Source organism: Paraburkholderia denitrificans, from assembly GCF_042655705.1.
GTDB lineage: Bacteria > Pseudomonadota > Gammaproteobacteria > Burkholderiales > Burkholderiaceae > Paraburkholderia > Paraburkholderia denitrificans.
On the sequence record NZ_JBHSMP010000020.1, the window covers coordinates 71,030 to 88,831 of the forward strand.

The 17,802-nt window shown below is 59.6% G+C and carries 18 protein-coding genes and 1 pseudogene; 12 read left to right on the forward strand and 7 right to left on the reverse strand.

What is annotated here, in order from left to right; translation table 11 throughout:
• The first annotated feature begins 263 nt into the window (after window positions 1-263).
• The 5 genes from ACFPTO_RS17240 to phaZ all read left to right on the forward strand — a co-directional run bounded on the left by ACFPTO_RS17240 (window position 264) and on the right by phaZ (window position 5,507).
• A complete protein-coding gene (locus ACFPTO_RS17240; RefSeq protein ID WP_377713064.1) occupies window positions 264-635 on the forward strand; it encodes a YciI family protein in 372 nt (123 codons plus the stop codon).
• On the forward strand, window positions 632-1,870 hold the full coding sequence (locus ACFPTO_RS17245) for an RNA polymerase sigma factor (protein ID WP_377713065.1): 1,239 nt from the start codon (window positions 632-634) through the stop codon (window positions 1,868-1,870). The genes ACFPTO_RS17240 and ACFPTO_RS17245 overlap by 4 nt, the downstream gene beginning before the upstream one ends.
• Before the next feature lie 236 nt (window positions 1,871-2,106).
• Complete coding sequence (locus tag ACFPTO_RS17250) at window positions 2,107-3,435, forward strand: protoporphyrinogen/coproporphyrinogen oxidase (protein ID WP_377713067.1); 1,329 nt, start codon at window positions 2,107-2,109, stop codon at window positions 3,433-3,435.
• 272 nt (window positions 3,436-3,707) lie between these two features.
• On the forward strand, window positions 3,708-3,992 hold the full coding sequence (locus tag ACFPTO_RS17255; protein WP_377713069.1) for a hypothetical protein: 285 nt from the start codon (window positions 3,708-3,710) through the stop codon (window positions 3,990-3,992).
• A gap of 282 nt (window positions 3,993-4,274) precedes the next feature.
• Window positions 4,275-5,507, forward strand: a complete 1,233-nt coding sequence (gene phaZ, locus ACFPTO_RS17260; protein ID WP_377713071.1) for a polyhydroxyalkanoate depolymerase — start codon at window positions 4,275-4,277, stop codon at window positions 5,505-5,507.
• Between the two features lie 78 nt (window positions 5,508-5,585).
• Here phaZ and ACFPTO_RS17265 read toward each other — a convergent pair whose 3' ends face one another.
• From ACFPTO_RS17265 to ACFPTO_RS17275, 3 genes are all read right to left on the reverse strand, one after another.
• Complete coding sequence (locus tag ACFPTO_RS17265) at window positions 5,586-5,861, reverse strand: hypothetical protein (protein WP_377713073.1); 276 nt, start codon at window positions 5,859-5,861, stop codon at window positions 5,586-5,588.
• Window positions 5,862-6,007: 146 nt separating this feature from the next.
• Window positions 6,008-6,253 carry a hypothetical protein gene (locus ACFPTO_RS17270; RefSeq protein ID WP_377713075.1) on the reverse strand — a complete coding sequence of 82 codons (246 nt, stop codon included), beginning with the start codon at window positions 6,251-6,253 and terminating at the stop codon, window positions 6,008-6,010.
• Between the two features lie 22 nt (window positions 6,254-6,275).
• On the reverse strand, window positions 6,276-7,883 hold the full coding sequence (locus tag ACFPTO_RS17275; protein WP_377713077.1) for a tetratricopeptide repeat protein: 1,608 nt from the start codon (window positions 7,881-7,883) through the stop codon (window positions 6,276-6,278).
• A gap of 1,123 nt (window positions 7,884-9,006) precedes the next feature.
• Here ACFPTO_RS17275 and ACFPTO_RS17280 point away from each other — a divergent pair.
• The gene (locus ACFPTO_RS17280; RefSeq protein WP_293034110.1) at window positions 9,007-9,204 is read left to right on the forward strand and encodes a hypothetical protein; all 198 of its coding nucleotides are present in this window, start codon (window positions 9,007-9,009) and stop codon (window positions 9,202-9,204) included.
• Between the two features lie 215 nt (window positions 9,205-9,419).
• On the opposite strand, the gene ACFPTO_RS17285 is transcribed toward ACFPTO_RS17280, so the two are convergent.
• Both ACFPTO_RS17285 and ACFPTO_RS17290 read right to left on the reverse strand, forming a co-directional pair.
• Entirely contained in the window at window positions 9,420-9,911 is a 492-nt protein-coding gene (locus ACFPTO_RS17285) for a GNAT family N-acetyltransferase (protein WP_377713079.1), read from the reverse strand.
• A gap of 268 nt (window positions 9,912-10,179) precedes the next feature.
• A complete protein-coding gene (locus ACFPTO_RS17290) occupies window positions 10,180-10,683 on the reverse strand; it encodes a hypothetical protein (protein ID WP_377713084.1) in 504 nt (167 codons plus the stop codon).
• Window positions 10,684-11,525: 842 nt separating this feature from the next.
• Between ACFPTO_RS17290 and ACFPTO_RS17295 the strand changes: the two genes are divergently transcribed.
• From ACFPTO_RS17295 to ACFPTO_RS17305, 3 genes are all read left to right on the forward strand, one after another.
• Complete coding sequence (locus tag ACFPTO_RS17295; RefSeq protein ID WP_293034114.1) at window positions 11,526-11,729, forward strand: cold-shock protein; 204 nt, start codon at window positions 11,526-11,528, stop codon at window positions 11,727-11,729.
• A 478-nt stretch (window positions 11,730-12,207) separates the two neighbouring features.
• Window positions 12,208-12,330: a hypothetical protein gene (locus ACFPTO_RS17300; protein WP_377713086.1), complete on the forward strand. Its 123-nt coding sequence runs from the start codon at window positions 12,208-12,210 to the stop codon at window positions 12,328-12,330.
• 189 nt (window positions 12,331-12,519) lie between these two features.
• Complete coding sequence (locus tag ACFPTO_RS17305) at window positions 12,520-12,918, forward strand: DUF3022 domain-containing protein (RefSeq protein WP_377713088.1); 399 nt, start codon at window positions 12,520-12,522, stop codon at window positions 12,916-12,918.
• Window positions 12,919-12,934: 16 nt separating this feature from the next.
• On the opposite strand, the gene ACFPTO_RS17310 is transcribed toward ACFPTO_RS17305, so the two are convergent.
• A complete protein-coding gene (locus tag ACFPTO_RS17310) occupies window positions 12,935-14,383 on the reverse strand; it encodes an MFS transporter (RefSeq protein ID WP_377713090.1) in 1,449 nt (482 codons plus the stop codon).
• A 378-nt stretch (window positions 14,384-14,761) separates the two neighbouring features.
• Between ACFPTO_RS17310 and ACFPTO_RS17315 the strand changes: the two genes are divergently transcribed.
• Together ACFPTO_RS17315 and ACFPTO_RS17320 are read left to right on the forward strand one after the other, a co-directional pair.
• Entirely contained in the window at window positions 14,762-14,944 is a 183-nt protein-coding gene (locus tag ACFPTO_RS17315; protein WP_296652947.1) for a hypothetical protein, read from the forward strand.
• 54 nt (window positions 14,945-14,998) lie between these two features.
• Window positions 14,999-15,649, forward strand: a complete 651-nt coding sequence (locus ACFPTO_RS17320) for a VOC family protein (protein WP_377713092.1) — start codon at window positions 14,999-15,001, stop codon at window positions 15,647-15,649.
• A 542-nt stretch (window positions 15,650-16,191) separates the two neighbouring features.
• Here ACFPTO_RS17320 and ACFPTO_RS17325 read toward each other — a convergent pair.
• Window positions 16,192-16,842 (reverse strand): annotated as a pseudogene (locus ACFPTO_RS17325) (phospholipase A); the annotation flags it as partial.
• Window positions 16,843-17,256: 414 nt separating this feature from the next.
• On the opposite strand from ACFPTO_RS17325, the gene ACFPTO_RS17330 reads away from it, so the two are divergent.
• On the forward strand, window positions 17,257-17,667 hold the full coding sequence (locus tag ACFPTO_RS17330; protein WP_377713094.1) for a Spy/CpxP family protein refolding chaperone: 411 nt from the start codon (window positions 17,257-17,259) through the stop codon (window positions 17,665-17,667).
• The last annotated feature ends 135 nt before the right edge of the window (window positions 17,668-17,802 follow it).

The following is a 17,802-nucleotide window of genomic DNA, read 5'->3' on the forward strand; positions in this document are numbered from 1 at the left end:
CAGGTAATAGCGAAACACTTACATGAGTGAACGCGCGCAAACGCCATTACGCGTGTGGGCATAAGATATTCGCCCGTATTCCACATGCAGCTTTCTGCTTCTGCACATTGCTGCATCGTGAAAAACGGCGGAACGCGAACAAGGCGCGCTCACCCACCGCGATATTTTTCGGCGCGGCCTGTCCATCAACAGGCGGCCCGCGCGTCATTGTGATGGCGGCCCCGATGTTATTCAGCCGCCTCATTTCCATGACGGAGGTTCACATGCAATACCTGCTGATGATCTATTCGCAAGAAGACCGCTGGAATCAGATGACCGATAGCGAGCGCCAGCAAGGCGTTGCCGCGTATCAGGCGTACACCGAATCGTTGAAAAAAGCGCAGGCGCTGGTGGGCGCCAACCGGCTGCAGCACACGAACGCGGCCACCACGGTGCGTCTCGTCGACGGCAAGCCGCAAGTGCTCGACGGACCGTATTCCGATTCGAAGGAACAACTCGCCGGCTATTACCTGATCGACGTACCCAACCTCGACGCGGCAATCACGTGGGCCTCGCGTTGTCCAGGCGCCGGGCACGGCGTCCTGGAGGTGCGCCCGGTGTGGACGGCTCCGGGCGAGGCACCGTCCGTTGCATGAATACGTCCAGCGGCGACACCGCGCATTCGATTGCCGAGGCGGTCGCTCGCCGCAGTTACGGCAAGCTCGTCGCGCTGCTGGCAATGCGCACGCGCGACGTCGCCGCGGCCGAGGACGCGCTGTCCGACGCGTTTTCGGCCGCGCTCGCGGATTGGCCGGTCCGCGGCTGCCCTGCGAATCCTGAAGCGTGGCTGATGACGGTGGCGCGCCGCCGGGCAATCGATGGCGCGCGGCATCGTCGTATCGGCGACGACGTGGCGAACCAGCTTGCGATCCTTGCCGACGAGATCGATGCGCACGAGCCAGGTGCACTGCCCGACCGTCGACTTGCATTGCTGTTCGCGTGCACGCACCCGGCGCTCGACGCGACGATTCGCACGCCGTTGATGCTGCAGGTGGTGCTGGGGCTCGAAGCAAAGGCGATTGCATCCGCTTTTCTGATGTCGCCCGCCGCCATGAGCAAGCGCCTCGTGCGTGCGAAGAACAAGATCCGGGAAGCGGGCATTCCGTTCAGCGTGCCCGAACGCGAAGCTTTGCCCGAGCGTCTCGATGCAGTACTGGAAGCGGTCTATGCAGCGTATGCGGAAGGATGGACCGACCCGGTCGGCGGCGATGCCGAGCGTCGCGACCTCGCCGACGAGGCATTGTTTCTCGCGCAACTACTTGTCGAACTGCTACCCGAGGAACCAGAGACGCTTGGTCTACTCGCGCTGATGCTGTATGCGCAGTCACGGCGCAATGCGCGACGTGATGCGGCGGGTGATTACGTTCCGTTGTCGGCGCAGGATCCGGCAAGCTGGAACGCAGCGATGATCGACGCCGCCGACGCACTGCTGCGGCGCGCGAACGCGCTCAACGTAATCGGACGCTTTCAACTGGAGGCTGCGCTGCAATCAGCGCACATATACCGCTGCCGGACGCATCGCCCGAACTGGGACGAAATCGTGCAACTCTACGATGCGCTGCTCACGATAGCGGCGTCGCCGGTGGTTGCCGTGAACCGCGCGCTCGCACTGGCGGAACGGGACGGCGCGCAGGCGGCGCTCGACGCGCTTGCGCCTTATGCGGACGATCCGCGTCTGGCCAGTTATCAGCCCTATTGGGCCGCGCGTGCCGATCTGCTCGCGCGTGCCGGTGCAACGGCCGAAGCACTTCACGCGTACGACCTCGCGATTGGCCTCGAGCGCGATCCGGCCGTGCGTCGTTTCCTGCAGCGCAAGCGCATGGCGCTGTGATCGGCCAGCCGTCAGGGGCGCGCGTTGTATTCGCCAATAGCAACACGTTCAGAGCGAAGCGAGAGATTCGCATGCGATTCCATATTATTCGCATAAGCGGCCGCTCCGATCACTGCGCTCAATCATGAGCGCGTGCCGCAGAGATGAATGGTCAGTCGACGTCAACATCCACTTCATCGACAATTGGCGCACCCATCCGACGATGATCGGTCACAAAAACAAGTGAGACGCCATACGTGAGCCCTTCCGTAGTTGTTATTGGAGCCGGTATCGCCGGACTGGCCGCAGCGCATCGGCTGTCGCGTGCTGGTGTTGCTGTAACTGTGCTCGAAGCCAGTGATCATGCAGGAGGACGCATGAGCACAGCGGTACGTGAAGGCTACCGCATCGACCGTGGTGCGCAGTTTCTTTCCACAGGTTATGAAGTCATTCCTGAACTGCTACGCGATGTCGATCTGTTCGATTCACTGAAGACTTGCTCGCCGTGGTCGGGAATCGTGCGTGATGGGAAGATCCGCCGGGTTCACAGTCGCGCGCCCGCCACGCTCGCAAGTAGCGGCCTGCTGAAATGGCGTGATCTGTTACGTCTTGGCTGGCATTCCGGGCTAGACGCTCGTCGATCAAAGGCACTGCCACTCAACGATTACTCCGCATGGCACGAGTGGGATGACGCCGAGGCTGCCAGCTGGCTGATAAAACGCTACGGACGCGAGGTGGTGGAATACCTGCTTGAACCGATGCTGCAGGGCTTCTATTTTCAAGCGCCGGAAGAGAATTCTCGAGCCCTGCCAGTGTGGATGAATTCCTTTGGCGTACGGCGCTGTCGAACCATTGCACTCGATCAAGGAATGGGCAGCCTGACCGGCGCTCTCGCTGCGAGTCTTGATGTACGGCTGAATACTCCAGCGCTATCGGTACACCACAAGGCCGATCGGGCGATCATCGAAACCTCTCGTGGTTTGCTCGAAGCCGACCGCGTCATTATTGCTACGACTGCGCCCGTTGCCCAGCAACTCTGCCCTCCCGAAACACCGCTCCTGAAAACGCTCCTCGATACCCGTTACAGCTCGACGATCAATCTTGGCATTGCTTTTCGTGATGGGCTCGGAGAAACCAAAATACCTGATGACCTCTACGGCGTCCTGATTCCGCGCAACGAGCGCACGCAGATTGCCGCCATCGGTATCGAATCCCGCAAGTCACCGTCTCTGGTTCCGCAAGGCGAATTGCTAAACGTGATGCTCGATGGCGAGGCGGGGAAACGGCTGGTGCACGCCAGCGAAGATGCCGCCCTGAGCGAAGTGCTACCGGAGCTGGAACGCTACGTTCCGGCTGTGCGTCAGTATATGAGCTTCGTGCACTTCAACCGGTGGCCACACGCTGAACCGCTTTCTCCCGTCGGCCGCAGCCGCGCCATTGCCACGTACCGCAAAGCATGCACATCTATGCAGCGCGTCGTCCTCGCCGGTGACTACCTGAGCGTACCGACAACAGAAGGCGCAGCACACAGCGGCATTTGGGCGGCAGATTTTCTGCTCAATGCTCTAAATGTTCGAAGCCGATAGTAAAGCGCCTCAATGAACGCCTGCACAAGACACTAAACTTCGATACACCGGCTTGGCGATTCCATCAAGCTGTTGCATCGACCGGTTGAATTCACGATGCGTTTAGGACTTACATCATAGTGCGCCCTGCGCGAACTCGTGCCAGCGGCTATAACAATAGTGGAGACGCAGTTTTCGTGTGTCGCCCGCTCGCCGAGGACGCCCAACCCGGCAAGTTCAACTCGGGAGATTGAAAATTACGTCCCGTTTGAATCGCAGTATCGGAGGTCATCATGCTGTACGAGTACGGTGGCTGGATCATTGATGCGACGCCAGATCATTCGCCTGGAATTTACTTCGCACACGCGCGCCTCACGTGCGCCTCGTCGCATGGCGGCGAGGAGCCTGAAATGCACATCGAGCACGATATCGCCTGGTTTGAAAGCGAGGAACCGGCGATCCAGTGTGCGCACCTGTGGGCAATGACGTGGATCGACGAGCGTGAGGGCAGATCGCCAGCGCGCAATCCTGACCCGGTTAGTTTCGCAATGCCATCACACACAACGCAGGCCGGCTAACGCGCCGTGAGCACGTCAAGCGCCCCGTTAAATATCGCGTAGCTAACAATTCCGTCTGTGTTCGGAGCGATCACGGGATCGCGTTGGCACATCATGGGCGATGGGCTATTTTTGTGTCATCGCAGCAAACCATGGCGATTCAGGGTGCGATAGCGTCACCGGTCCGGGTCCAGTGCTCCAGCACGCGGTGCGTGCGTCTACGGGCGAAACGGCGGAGAATCACTAGCTCGATTCCGTCCCGCATGCACGCCACGCTTGCTGCGGGCCATCGAGGTCAACACAATGTGGTATGCCCTGATTGAACGACAGCGTCAGTGGTTGCGAACATGGGGCGCAGGGGCCTGGTTTGCATACGACGCGTGGCCCGTGCCAGCGATGGGCCAAACCGCGTCGTCCTGCTTCGCCGATCTGTTCGGCCCCCTGCTCGGCCTCGCCGACGAAGCACCGCCGTTTGCAATCGACGCCATCGCGCTCGATGGCCGCCGCAGCGGCATCGCCGAACGGATCGTCGCGCGCACGCCTTTCTGTAACCTGCGGCGCTTCGCGCGTCCCAACGCGCAGCGCGCCATTCTTCTGTGCGTCCCGCTTGCCGGGCACGCGGCCGTGATGATGCGCGAGACCGTGGAAGCGTTGCTCGCCGACGGCGACGTCTACATCATCGACTGGATCAATGCACGCGACGTGCCGCTCGCTGCGGGACGCTTCGGTCTCGCCGATTACGTGGCGATGCTCGACGGCTTTATCGATACGCTCGTGCGTGACGGCCGCCCGCTCCATGTACTCGCGGTCTGCCAGGCAACGCTTCCCGCGCTTGGGGCGCTCACGCTGCGCGCGCAGCGTGCGCTCGCGCCGCCCGCGAGCATTACGCTGATCGGTGGGCCACTCGATGCGCGCATCAATCCGAGCAAACTCGGGCTCGCCGCCAATTCGCATTCGCTCGAGTGGTGCAGCCGACACTTGATCGATGTCGTGCCCGCCGGGTTCGCGGGCCATGGCCGCCGTGTGTTTCCGGCGTGGCTGCAGCAAGCCGAGATCGCATTCGTTTACCCGCATCGCTATGTGTCTCTGGTCGAGCGTTATGCGCGGGCCGCGTCGCAGGGCAACGCCGAAGCGTTTGCCACGGCCGGTCGCGCGCTGCGCGAGTACGCGGCGCTGCTCGACATGCCTGCCGAATACTTCCTCGATATCGTGGACATCGTGTTCCAGCGCACGCTGCTCGCGAGCCGCGCATGGCGTGTCAATGGCACGCTCGTCGATCCGGCGGCACTGCGCGACGTCATGCTGATCACTGTGGAAGGCACGCGCGACGCTGTTACCGGAGCCGGGCAGACGCATGCGGCGCACGCGTTGTGCAGCGATATCGCGCCGCACGAAAGGCGGCGCCTCGATGTGGACGGCTGCGACCATTACGGCCTGTTCACAGGGGAGCACTGGAGCGAGGACGTGCATCCGGTGCTGCAGGCGGCGTTCGCCCAGTCCGAAGTTGCTGCCCACCGTCACGTTTCGAGCACATAGCCGCCCTGACGATCGGCTTTAACTAACCGAGCAGACGCCGCACGACATGGCGCGCACCCAAAGCCATCCAGTCGCAGCCTATTGCGATCTCGTGAGCTTCAAGTTCCGCGGCATTTCATGCATGGCCGCTTCGCCTTGCCCCTTGCGCTTATCGAACACCTGCTCGATCCCGGCCTCAAAGACCGCTTCGCAGAACGCGATTCGTGAACGGTAATACTCGGCCTGAAGTTGCGCATCCAGGACCCGCTGTTCGGACTGGAAAAGCGCCATACGTAATTCACCTAGCGCGCGCTCAGCTTGCTTCTCGGGTGTTGCAGCATTGTGAGCGATCAAATTTGAAAGCCAGTGCAACATGGATACGCCCTCCTGTCTTCGAATCCGCAATCGCGCGCGTCAGCACGCCGATTGACACGAGTTGAAGCTGTGAAAAGGCTATCAGATTCGAACGTTAGCAACGTGTGCAGTAACGCACGTGTTGTATAAACGACGAAAAAACAACCTCAGAACGGCACCGTAAGCGTAGCGTAGGCCAGCTCGGAGAATTCCCGCGAGCCGTCATAGGCATGACTAAGCACGCCGAAGCCGTAAGTGAGTGCGATGTCGTGACTGAATGTCCACGCATGTTCGATGCGCGCGCCAAGCTCCGCACTCGTACCGAAGCCGCGCTGGTTATAAGCGCCCGCGGTCAGAAAGATACGCTGCAGCAGGACCTTTTCTCCGGCACGCCAGATTGCCCATTCGTGCATGGCCTGCACCTCCGCTGTGTAGTCACGCGAGGGCGCAAAATAAGCCGCGTTGTCGACGCGTGTTACTGCTCGTGTTGAAATTCAGCGTCAGATTCAACTTCTGATTCGCCGCAGTGAAAACCCGCTGTGTGCCGGATAGCGCGATTTCCTGATTAAAGTTCGAGTCGCTGTAGCGCGCCGCGGAGTACGACACCGACCCTGAACGTCGATCTGTATCGGTGAAGTTCAAAGCGAATTGTGCCGATTTTCCCCACAGATGCTCGACGTATGCTTTCCATGGCAACGCATTGCTATCGCTGTCGACGCCCGCCGTAGCGGACACATAGTCGTTGAACGCATAGGTGACTTCGCCGTTGCCGCCGGTACGTCCATTGCCGCCCATGGAGCGCGTGGCCTCGCCAGTGACGCTCAGCGGGCCGTTTCGGTAGTCGCCGCCGACGCCCACGCGTGTGCGGCTGATATTGCCGATGTCCGTATTCGCATGGCCGAAGAATGTGTGGGCAAACACGCGCCAGTTATCGTAGATCGGCGGCGAATACAGGAACGTATCGCTGCTGAATTCGTTGTCGGCCAACACCGAGTTGCCATGCTCGCCATTGACCGCGACGGACAGCACCGGCGCACGAAACGCCGCATAGTCGCGCTTGAACGCGCGCACGGAACTGTTCTCGGGAAACGTGTCGTCGAATGCGTCGTAGATGCGGCGTGCCGTGCCGTAATCTTCCAGCTGTAGCGACGCCCTGCCCAGCCCGGCCAGCGTCTCGACGCTATCCGGGTGGTCCGTCAACGTCGCGGAGTACATGTCGCGCGCACGCCGAGTCTGGCCGCTGCCCAGCATTGCGTCGGCCTGCGCATTGCGCACCTCGGCACTGAACGGCACCTGCTCTTCTAGACGCTTTAATCCGGCAAGGCCAGCGCTTGTCTGCCCGATGTAGATCTGGTATTGCGCGAGCAGGCGGTAATAGCGCATATAGTCGTCGTTCGCGGCATCCCACGGATGAACCTGCTCGGCCGGGGGCAGATCCTTGTGAATGTCGTCAAGCACCTGGCTCGCCTGCGAATATTTGTTCTGGTCTGTAAACGCATAAAACAGGCCTTCGCGCAGATCGATCAGGCGCGTATGCGTACCGTACTGATACCCGAGCGTCGCGGCGTCCGTTGGAGTCTGGGCCTGCTGCGCAATGGCACGACTGTAAGCCTGCTCCGCCTTCGCCGGCTGCTGGAGGTACGAATAGGCATCTCCCACGGCCGCAAGCGCCTCGACCGATATTTCAGACTGTTGTGGAATTGTCTCGAACGTAGCGACGGCATCTTTCATCCGCCCGCGCGCCGCATACGCGACCGTCATGTCACCCGCGAGCGACGCGCGCACCTGTGCGTATTCCGGCGACTGCGGCAAGCGTTTCTGGAACTCGACCGCCTCGCCAATAGCCTTGTCCAGCGCATCGAAGCGGTCCGAGCCGCTCATCGCACGCACCTTGGCGCGACCGCCACGCACCTCCTGGCGAATGCTGAGTTCCTCGATCTGCGCGATATCGATTGGCGAGAATACATCCGGCCTCGCCTTGGCCTCTTCGAGCGCGCGTACCGCGCCGCCGCTCGTTGCGAGCGAAAAGACCTGCGTACGCAAGTCCTGGCCCGGCTGAGGGCCGGCTCCCGACAAAACGGGCGAACCCGGAGTAGCGCCAGGCACCTGTTGAGGCTGCGACGGGTTGCTTCCCTGCTCAGGCCGGGCTGGCGCCGGTGCCGCGCTCGCCCCGTTCTGCGGGGTGGACGGCGGTACGTTCATTTCTTCTTTGGGTGCTTGCGCAACTGTTTCAGCGGTTTGCTGCTGCGCAACGAAATACACTGCTGGACCCGCTCGGCCCAATTCCTGCGCCGCACCGTTTTCGCTTTCGACTGCTGCGCAGGCATACAGCAGCAGGATGACTGCGTGTGCGTACACATTGAGTTGCCGTTGGCACGGCGAGGTGCAAAGACGTTTGTTCTCGACCATTTCCGTAGCTCTCTTCCGATAGTTGAATACGAGAAAAGCAAAGCGGAACACGTAGATGGTGCGTCGAAGCAAACTCAAGAACGCCAGCTAAAGAACAGGAAGACAGTTGTCTCAATCATATGAAAAAACCTGAAACTTGCTCGACAAACCACGCAGCCATGGGGGTTCAACAAACGCACGATTCCGTCTTGTTATAGCTGTTATGAGACGTTTTTTCTCAAATGGCGTGCGATGCCCGGGTTTTCTCTGATTAAAGGACAGTTTGTCGATATCGTGCGTCCACATGGCTGGTGCCGGACACGCGGCAGCATCGAAAATGTTTCCGTCAATGCAAGCCGGTTCATGCGCCGTATGAGGCTGCACACCCACGCAAAACAGGTCGTGTCCGTAAAGGTCACTATACGAACACCCTGCACCTACGAATGTGTTGCATAATGACCCCGCGGCATCTGTCAACAAGCCGCCCCGCAGTCTCCTGCTTCGGGACACCATGTCTCATCGCATGTGCGGCCCGAAGCCACAGCGTCGGCTTACTCGCATCCATCGTTAATGCAAATGTCCCACTCCATGGACATGATTCAGCGATCTATGCATTGAATTTGCAAGCCAGGATTGAATTAGCCTTACTTTTTACGAGATTCTTTCCAGTCGTTCTCGAGCAGGCCAGTACACAAGCCTGCGAGATGATTTGTCTTGTACATTTTTCTGGTAACGACTACTAGAGCTGGAAAAACCAGTTCGGACATTGGAGACAGACATGCTCAGCCCGCACGAATTCGCTACCCTGATGCTCGTCAAGGATTCGCCCGACCAGATCGATCTCGCCCGCGAGGATCTGGACGCCTTGCTCGAACGCCAACTGATCGCAATGGAGCAGCTCGCATCCGGTATCCATCGTCTTTGGCTGACCAACGACGGGGATTCATTACTTCAAACCATGAAGCGAGAAGACTAAGTACGCACTGCATACAAGCCGCCGCGCTTAAACCGTTTAAACCGTTTATGCGGCGGCCGCGAAACGCACCGCAGAGCCGTCGAGCCAGGCCATGAAGCGTTGATGAGCCCTACCTGCGGTCTTGCGAGGTTCGACGGACGCGGACCGCAGCGTGCATGGGACGGAGCTGAACGCGATCTGGCGACGACCCGCGCTGTGCCGTTCATGCCTATGCACTAATGGGCACGATTGGCCGCGACTGGAAGCGCCTTGGCAAAGCAGAGTATGTCGCCGAGACCGACGCATTCTCCGACTGTCGAGCTCGGCTCATAGCCATGGCGAAGACAAAGTGCTATCGCGCGACGGTTCGCTTCATGGACCTGCACCAGCGCTTTTCGATAGTCCATGGTCGCAGCCAGATCTTCGAGAAACCGGAGAACGACCGAGCCCGTCCCGTGCCACTCCGGTCGCCGATAGATCAGCACGAACTCTGCCGCCTCGAATGAATATCGGCGCAAGGCACCACAGCCTATCGCACGCCCATCGATCGTTCGTGCTACGACGAACGCGCTGCGCACCGTGCACAGGTCTTCGACAGCAAACCGCGCTTTCCGGTCGTCCGCCCGATAGAGCGCGATCATGGCGCCAAGCTCTTCAAGCAGTACGGTCGCATCCGGCGTGCGAGGGTCCTCTCGCCGCACAGTCGCGACCACGCATAACTCGTTCATGTGGAGTCCCTCCTGGTGCTGACTCCACGATCGGAGCGCAAAAACGATGCCGTGAGCCAATGCGGGCGGTCGGCCAGGAAATACGCTATGTTCCCGCTGAACGGCGGCAGCGTGACTGATGTTCCAGCACGACGATTAGATGGGTGATTAATCTGGCCGGCAAGATACGCGCGTCCCGCATTCATGGCAGCGAGCACCGTCGCCTTCTTCGCGCGCGCACGCTGGGCCGATGCTAACCTCCTTAGTCCGTTTTCGGCGCTGAACCGGCTCATGCGGACCGACGGTCTGTCCGTGCAGACACGCTAGCCGCATCTGCCTGCGCGTTTCGTTGTCGTCCCAGCACGGCTGCTGTGGCAGGCGGTGGAATACTCTCGCCTGTTCCGCGAGCTGGCGATGCCGTGCGAGGCGGCCCGCGCCTGACCTTCCGGATATGAAGCAACTGACGACTCTGTATTATGGAAATCGCACGTTGCGAGCGCCGTTTGTGCGCGAACCGCAGAATTTCCGTAAATACGTCGGCAAGAATTTGCACGGCGCCGCAAAAAAACACGAGAAAGAGCACCCCGGCAACGACAGCGTAGGACGTGATTGCGGCAACCGCGAAGCTCGTGCTCGACTGGTTCTCGATGTGTGTCTGCCAAACATCCGGCAGATGCACGAGCAACCAGCCCGCGACTGCGGCAATAGCAGTCCAGAGGAAAAATCCCGCGACGCGCACAGACAAATAACAGACCAGGCCGAGCGCTTGCCAGGTGGCCAAAATGAGCTTCATGATGTAACTCCAAATCGATGATGGTCCTGTCGAGAAATGGACAGGCACTATCCGTCGCTTTACTGCCCTACGGTTGGAGTTACGCGTCTCTTGAGGAAAGAAAAGGCGCTCGAAACGCCACGCAGTCGCCATCGATATCGACGCGTCCTGTCCGGGGTACGGGAAAACGGGTTTTCCGCGCACCCGCCGCATAATCGGAAAGCGCATACACCATGCCTGCCTTGCACTTTCCTCTCACGCCGGGCACGTTCTCAGGTTGGTATCTGCGGCAGTTGGTTTCGGCCCTTCGCTGATTGCGCGATGTCGCCTCAGATCGTCCTCCGGAAGTCGCCTCCGCCCTCGACAGTCCGCTCAGACGTAACTGCCATGTCGTTTTTTACGTGCGGTATTCGCATTTATTTTAATGATCAGCATTGCGACGCAAATAAAGATTTGGCTACGATTTTGAACGACGCTCCGTCCTAGGATCTTGCGTAGCGTTCGCGGACGATGGTCATTATCGCAATTGTTGTAGTTATGCCGAACGATGATAACGCCACTCTTCCGGTGCACGCCATGGCATATCGATTGCGCGGTTGAGCGTGCAAGGCAGCGGGCAGCGCGGGTACGGATGCAGACGGATCTGCGCTCACGACTGACAAAAAACGTGAACGCAAACGCACCAGTTCCGACGTGCAAATTCCCCCAGGCACGTATCATGCGCAAGCCCATACGCAGTTGCCCGTAGCCGGTCGTAAAACCTTGATTACCGGTGACGGCTCAACTGTGCTGGAACATGGCCGCACGTCTGGCGCACGCCAGCGGCATTGTCTAGAACCCGTCTTCGCAGGAACATTCAGAACATGGCAACCGGTACCGTCAAGTGGTTTAACGATTCGAAGGGATTTGGGTTTATCACGCCGGACGAAGGCGGCGATGACCTCTTCGCGCACTTCTCCGAGGTGCAGGGCTCTGGCTTCAAATCTCTTCAGGAAGGCCAGAAGGTAATTTTTGAAGTCAAGCAGGGCCCCAAGGGAAAGCAGGCTGCAAACATCAAACCCCAGTGAGTTTTGCAGGCCGCAAACGCGTCCTTTCGCGGCAGCGACCAGCGGAATACAGGACCGCTGCCGGTTTCGATCCAACGTCGCAAGCGGGAGCGTGCCTCCCGCTCGTTCTGAGCGCATCGGCATGTTCTCGCGAACCACATCGTCCAGCCCGACCAATGGCCAGCAGCATCCTTGTTGCAGGGCAGCGACGTTGTGCATGCCCTCGAACGCGACGCCCGGGAGTTGTGAAACCGACTGTTTCGGGTTCAGGCAGGATACAACCTCGCAATTCGCGCTAGATCCGTTACGCTGAACCACCTCATTTTGCGTGAACAGCGCCCGTAGGCACGTCACCTCGCTCGCCAGGCCACACACCGGGATTGCGCCTTACCGCGACGCGCACGGTCTGAATCCTTCGACACGATTCGTTACACACAAACACATCGATCACGCCCTTTCTCGATACCGTGAATCCAACAACGGCGAGTGGGAGCATCATATGAAACGAATCCTTGTGTTGACGCTTGTGGCGCTATGCCTTGGCAGCGCATTGAGCGGCTGCATCGTCGTTCCCGACGGCGATGGATATCATCACCATCGCCACTACGATGACCGTTACTAACAGACGGGAAATAGCGGTCCGGTAATCACGTCCAACCTCCTCGCTCTGGAGGCTGCACTCTCGTTCACGCCGGCTTTGCGCATGGCGCTCTGCCGAACCGCTTTCCCGACCTGTTTTTCCCAGCGGCGATTCGCGTGGTACAGGCCGTGCACGCAGGGTAAATATCCAGCGTTTGTCGATGAGGCGATCATGAAGTCTTTCAATTTCGAGCAACGCGTCGAAGAGATCCAGCTTTCGCTCGCGCACCTCTTTGAGTCGCTCAAGTCGCCTGCCGTGAGCGTGATTGACGAAGGCGACAGAGTCTTTCTGCATCTGACCTGGGTGGTGGAGTCAAGTCGCGATTCGACACTCGATGCACGTTGCGCGGCGACCATCGAAGCGACGCGCGCGCAACTCGAACGCTATGCACGTCTGGATACCGCGCAGCGGCGCGCGATCCAGCAACGCATTGGTGCGCTCGTGCGCAAGCGTTTCGACGCAAGCCGGAACCGGCCGCAGGAAAGCGGCGAGTGCGCGATCGAGATCGCGCTCGGCGACGCAATTTTCGAAACGGGCAGCAACGGCAATTACTTCCCGACGCTCGACTGAACGACATCGCCATCCACTATTCGTCAGGTACTGCGGAAAGCGGCGCTGCGACATGCTCGAGCGGCTTCCTCTCAGCGTCCACGCCCCAGATTGCGGCAATCAGCGCGGCGACGATCATCAACGCGGACCCGACGAGATAACCGCTGAACACTTCACTGGGCTGGTGCGTATCGACCAGCCGGCCAAAGAACGCGGGGCCGGCAATGCCGCCAAGCCCGGTGCCGAACGCGTAGAACACCGCGATCGCGAGCGCACGGATCTCAAGCGGGAACGACTCGCTGACCGTCAGGTAAGCCGAACTCGCCGCCGCCGAAGCGAAAAAGAAGATCACCATCCACGCGATGGTTTGCGTCGTCACCGTAAGCCAGCCCTGCTCGAACAGATAGCCGCTCGCCGTGAGCAGCACGCCCGCCAGGGCGTAGGTTGCGGCAATCATGGTGCGGCGGCCGAGCGTGTCGAACAGACGCCCCAAGACTAGCGGACCGAGAAAATTGCCGAGTGCGAACGGCAGGAGATAGAGACCCACTTCGTCGCCCGGCACGTGGTAGAAATCCGTGAGCACGAGTGCGTAGGTAAAGAAAATCGCGTTGTAGAAGAAGGCTTGCGCCGTCATCAGCGAAAGGCCGACGAGTGCGCGCCTGCGGTGCCGAACAAATATTGCCTGCAAGACGGCGCGCATCGAGGTCCGGCCAAGTGCGCGCAGCCGCAGCGGCCTGGTTGCGGGAGCGTCCAGGCTGTGGCCCGCCGCGCGAAAACGCGCTTCGATGGCTTCGACAATGGAGCGAGCCTCGTCGTGCCCGCCGTGTGTGAGCAGCCAGCGCGGGCTTTCGGGTATCCAGCTCCGCATGGGCAGAATGATCAGTGCGAGCACGGCTCCAATGAAGAAGCACGCCCTCCAGCCCCAATCCTGCGGCAGCAGATGCGGATCGAGCAGCACCACCGAGCCAGCCGCGCCAATGCCAGCGCCCACCCAGAAAGTGCCGTTGATGCTGAGATCGGTCCAGCCACGCACACGCGCAGGCGTGAACTCCTGGATCGTCGAATTGATGGCCGCATACTCGCCGCCGATGCCCGCGCCGGTTAGCGCGCGAAACGCCATGAAACTCGCGAAATTCCACGAAAACGCGGTAGCCGCCGTGGCAAGCAGATAGACCGAGAGCGTGACGAAGAACAGCTTGCGTCGCCCCAGCCGGTCGGTAAGCCAGCCGAATCCGAGCGCGCCGCAAACCGCGCCCGCAATGTAAGCGCTACCGGCAAGACCCACCTGGGCATTGTCGAAATGCAGCGCCGGACTCGTCTTCAGCACACTCGCAACGGCGCCCGCGAGCGTCACTTCGAGCCCGTCCAGCAGCCAGGTGATGCCAAGCGCCGCCACAATCAGCACGTGAAAGCGGCCCCAAGGCAGACGGTCGAGGCGCGCCGGGAGGTCGGTTTTGATAACGTCGGAGATTTTGGTCGTGTTCATCGCAAGAGCACGTCAGCGGCAGCGTTATGGATTCTGCGTATCTGCGCCTCTGTGCCACTGGTCAGCGCGCACGACGCATCGCAAGCACACCGCGTGCCCCGGTGCGTGCGCCCGCTCTGTTGTGCCAACCTGAGGCTCGTGCTTCGGCGACATACGGCGGGCGGAATTCATCAATCACGTCGAGATTTCACCGGCCCCGCGACCCTCGGTTTTGCGCGGCCTTGTGCTCCGATTCGATTTAAATACGGTTGCCGGTTTCCGGGCACGGATTTTGCGCACGTTTCAATCGATCGAGACAGACAGGGTGAATTCGATGCAACCGCGCTCGACCTTCGCTCGTTGCACGACACATATCCGGTCTGACCAGCCAGGAGCAACATGATGCTAACGCTCACCGTACCGACGCTTCTCTTTTTCGTGGCCCTTTTCGCAACGATTTCGGCCATGCACCGCGGCGTGAGCCGCAAGGCAGACGCTAAACTTCGCGCGCAATTTGAGGCCGAAGGCCCGGGCAGCGAGGTCTCGCGGCAGTTGATGCGCCATTCCGGATATGGCGTCTGAGTTTCTGCGTACCCGCGAAAGACAGGCCAGGCGTACTGAAGTTGGCAGACTGGCGTGGAGCTTCAAGCCGCCGGTGATCTTTCAAAGGCCGAATCGCGCCTGCTTCATTTCATCAACGCCTTGGCTGCCAGCCTTGATCCCCGCGGTTCGCATGTCCATCGGACGTTTCAATTTTTGAAATCGGATATATCATCGGTAAATGTCATCCTTCTCGGTGCGCAAGCAGTAATGCTTGCCGTGATTGCAAAGCTTGAGTTTGAAGTTTGTCCTCGTCACAGGGGCACGGGAGCTTCGATGAAAATCAAATGCATCGCTGGATTTGCGGTAATAACGAAGCAGCCTGATGCAAGTGCATCGTTGTATCGGGACGCGCTAGGCTTGCCATTCAAGAGACAGGACAGCTATCTCTACGTGGACAAGTTTGCTGGATCCAATCACTTCGGCATATGGCCTCTGAAAATGGCTGCCCAGTCCTGCTTTGGACAGGATGAGTGGCCTGCTCATATACCCGTGCCAACCGCAACCATTGAGTTTGAACTTGAGGATGTTGCGGCAGTGGAGTCAGCGGTTCAGGAAATGAAATCAAAGGGCCAGGATTTTATTCATGAGGCAAGAACCGAGCCGTGGGGACAAACGTCCGCAAGGTTCATGAGCCCCGAAGGCGTGCTGGTCGGTTTAAGTTATGCGCCGTGGCTACATGAGTAAGAAGCCAAATAATTGATTCAAGCCGACGCCGCTTTGCGGCGTCGCTTGATTTGCGCTTTAAATGTTCGCTCCCGGTTATGCGTTGCAGAACCAGTAACTCGTTCGCGTTCCATTGGTAGCACTCGCGCGTCCAGGCCCGCACGCGGTTGAAAATACCGTCCGCAAGCGTATTCTTCAGTCAGAAGTTGCATGGGTCACGAACACCGCAGGCGTGCCACGCGCACGCGTCCCGCCAGTCGTACGTTTCCTTTCATCAATGCCCGGAGTGTGAATTGATCAAGCGCATCACGCTGATTTCGGCTTCGATTGCTCTGGTGTGCCTCGCGACCATCGCGCCATGGCACTCACGTGCAGGCGGAGTTGCGGGTAGCATTCGCGCAGCCACACGACGCAAGCGATGCATGTGCACCGGGTAGCCGGTATGTATTCACGTCGCACGTAGCATCGCAACAGCGGCGATGGTGGGGATCACAACCATGCTACGAAGCGCGCTTGTTATCCGGCGTTATCCGGCGCGATCCTGCGCCCTGCACTGCAAGCGCTCAACGCGACACGGCGACACCCATGCGCGCAACCCAGCGGTGCTGGTTGTAATCGAGAATATCTTCGCCATACCCGTTGAAGTAACCGATCCACAGATACGCGCCCGATGCGCTGCTGACTATTTTGGACAATGGGTAAGTCAATTGGGTATCGACGCTGCCATAGTGCGATTTGATGCCCTTTCTGAAGGTCGCCGCAAGCTGCCAGCCGTCCGGGCTGCCATATTTCACCAGCAAGTCGACATAGCCGCGATAGTCCCTGATATTCGCATTCTCATTCGCGATGTGCTCGTACCAGTAGGCTTTCGGTGCCACGGTTAGATGGTACGAGTTCACATCGCCGAAATCCCAGATCGGCGTCACGAATACGAAGTCGATACCGCGCGATCCCGCACCGCCCATGCCGTTCGACTCATGCTCGTAGCCGGCCATCACACCCATCCTGCTGAACCACCGGCTTTTCCACCCGGTGTCCGGCAAGTAATACAAAAGCGCGGGTTTGTAGCTCGTATCGCGGAACGCCGCCGAATATGAACGGAGATTCCACAACGAGGTCTGCGTGTAGGCGAAATACAGGTTGTCAAAAAAGCCGCGCGAACGCGGGTCGTTCGGCAAGATGAAGCGATACTTGATACTGACCTGGAACCTCGCTCGTCACCGCGAGCGGTTCGTCCGATCGCGCTTCGCGCGGGGGCCGCAAAACGGAGATGGCCGCATTGGCCGCCACAGGGCACCCAGCGGCCAATGCGAGCACAAAAAAAAGCTGAAGCTGAGACTGATCCACGCCAACGCACCTGGGACAGCGGAAATAATTTGTAATGGCCCCCCCTGCGAACTAACGATCGATTCGACACGTGGCCTCCTTTTTCAGTTGGAAGGCTTGCAGAACGGCGAACCCGTTCGAATACCGGCGCGCGTGGTGCGTTATGCGTTCAGTACCCGTGGTTAAAGCTTGGCTGCGTGCGGGACTCCAAAATTGATTTGTCCGCCAGGGCTGCTATGATCAGAGCAGTACTCCCAGGACCTGCGGACCGCTTTTTATGACCGCTTTTCACGAGGACTGACATGAAATTTATCCTGGTTGCCGCGATGCTGCTCTGTACGTCTGCAAGCTGGGCACAGGCAGGCGCTTCAGCTCCCTCGTCGCGACACACTGAATCCGTAGAAGACCGGATCAAGACACTCCACGCGGAACTCAAGATTACGCCGGCCGAAGAGGAGAAGTGGAGCAAAGTGGCCGATGCCATGCGTAGCAACGCTCAAACCGTCGACGCGCTCATCGAGAAGCGGCACGAAGACGCGATGAAAGAAACCGCCGTCGAGAATCTGCGTTCATGGAGCGACATCGCCCAGGCTCATGCCGATGGCAGCAAGGCGCTACTCACAGCGTTCGATGCGCTTTACACCGACATGCCGGACGCGCAGAAGAAAATCGCGGACGATGCATTCCGGCCAGCTGAGTCCCACGCGAAATAACCCCCCGCGAATGCGCAGCGCAATCGTCACAATCGGCGCATTCGCGAACACGGCGTCGCTCAATGGAGGGGAGTCACAATGATGAAGCACAGCCTGCTCAGGTCAGGTTTCATCCCTGCTCTCGTGATGCTGGCC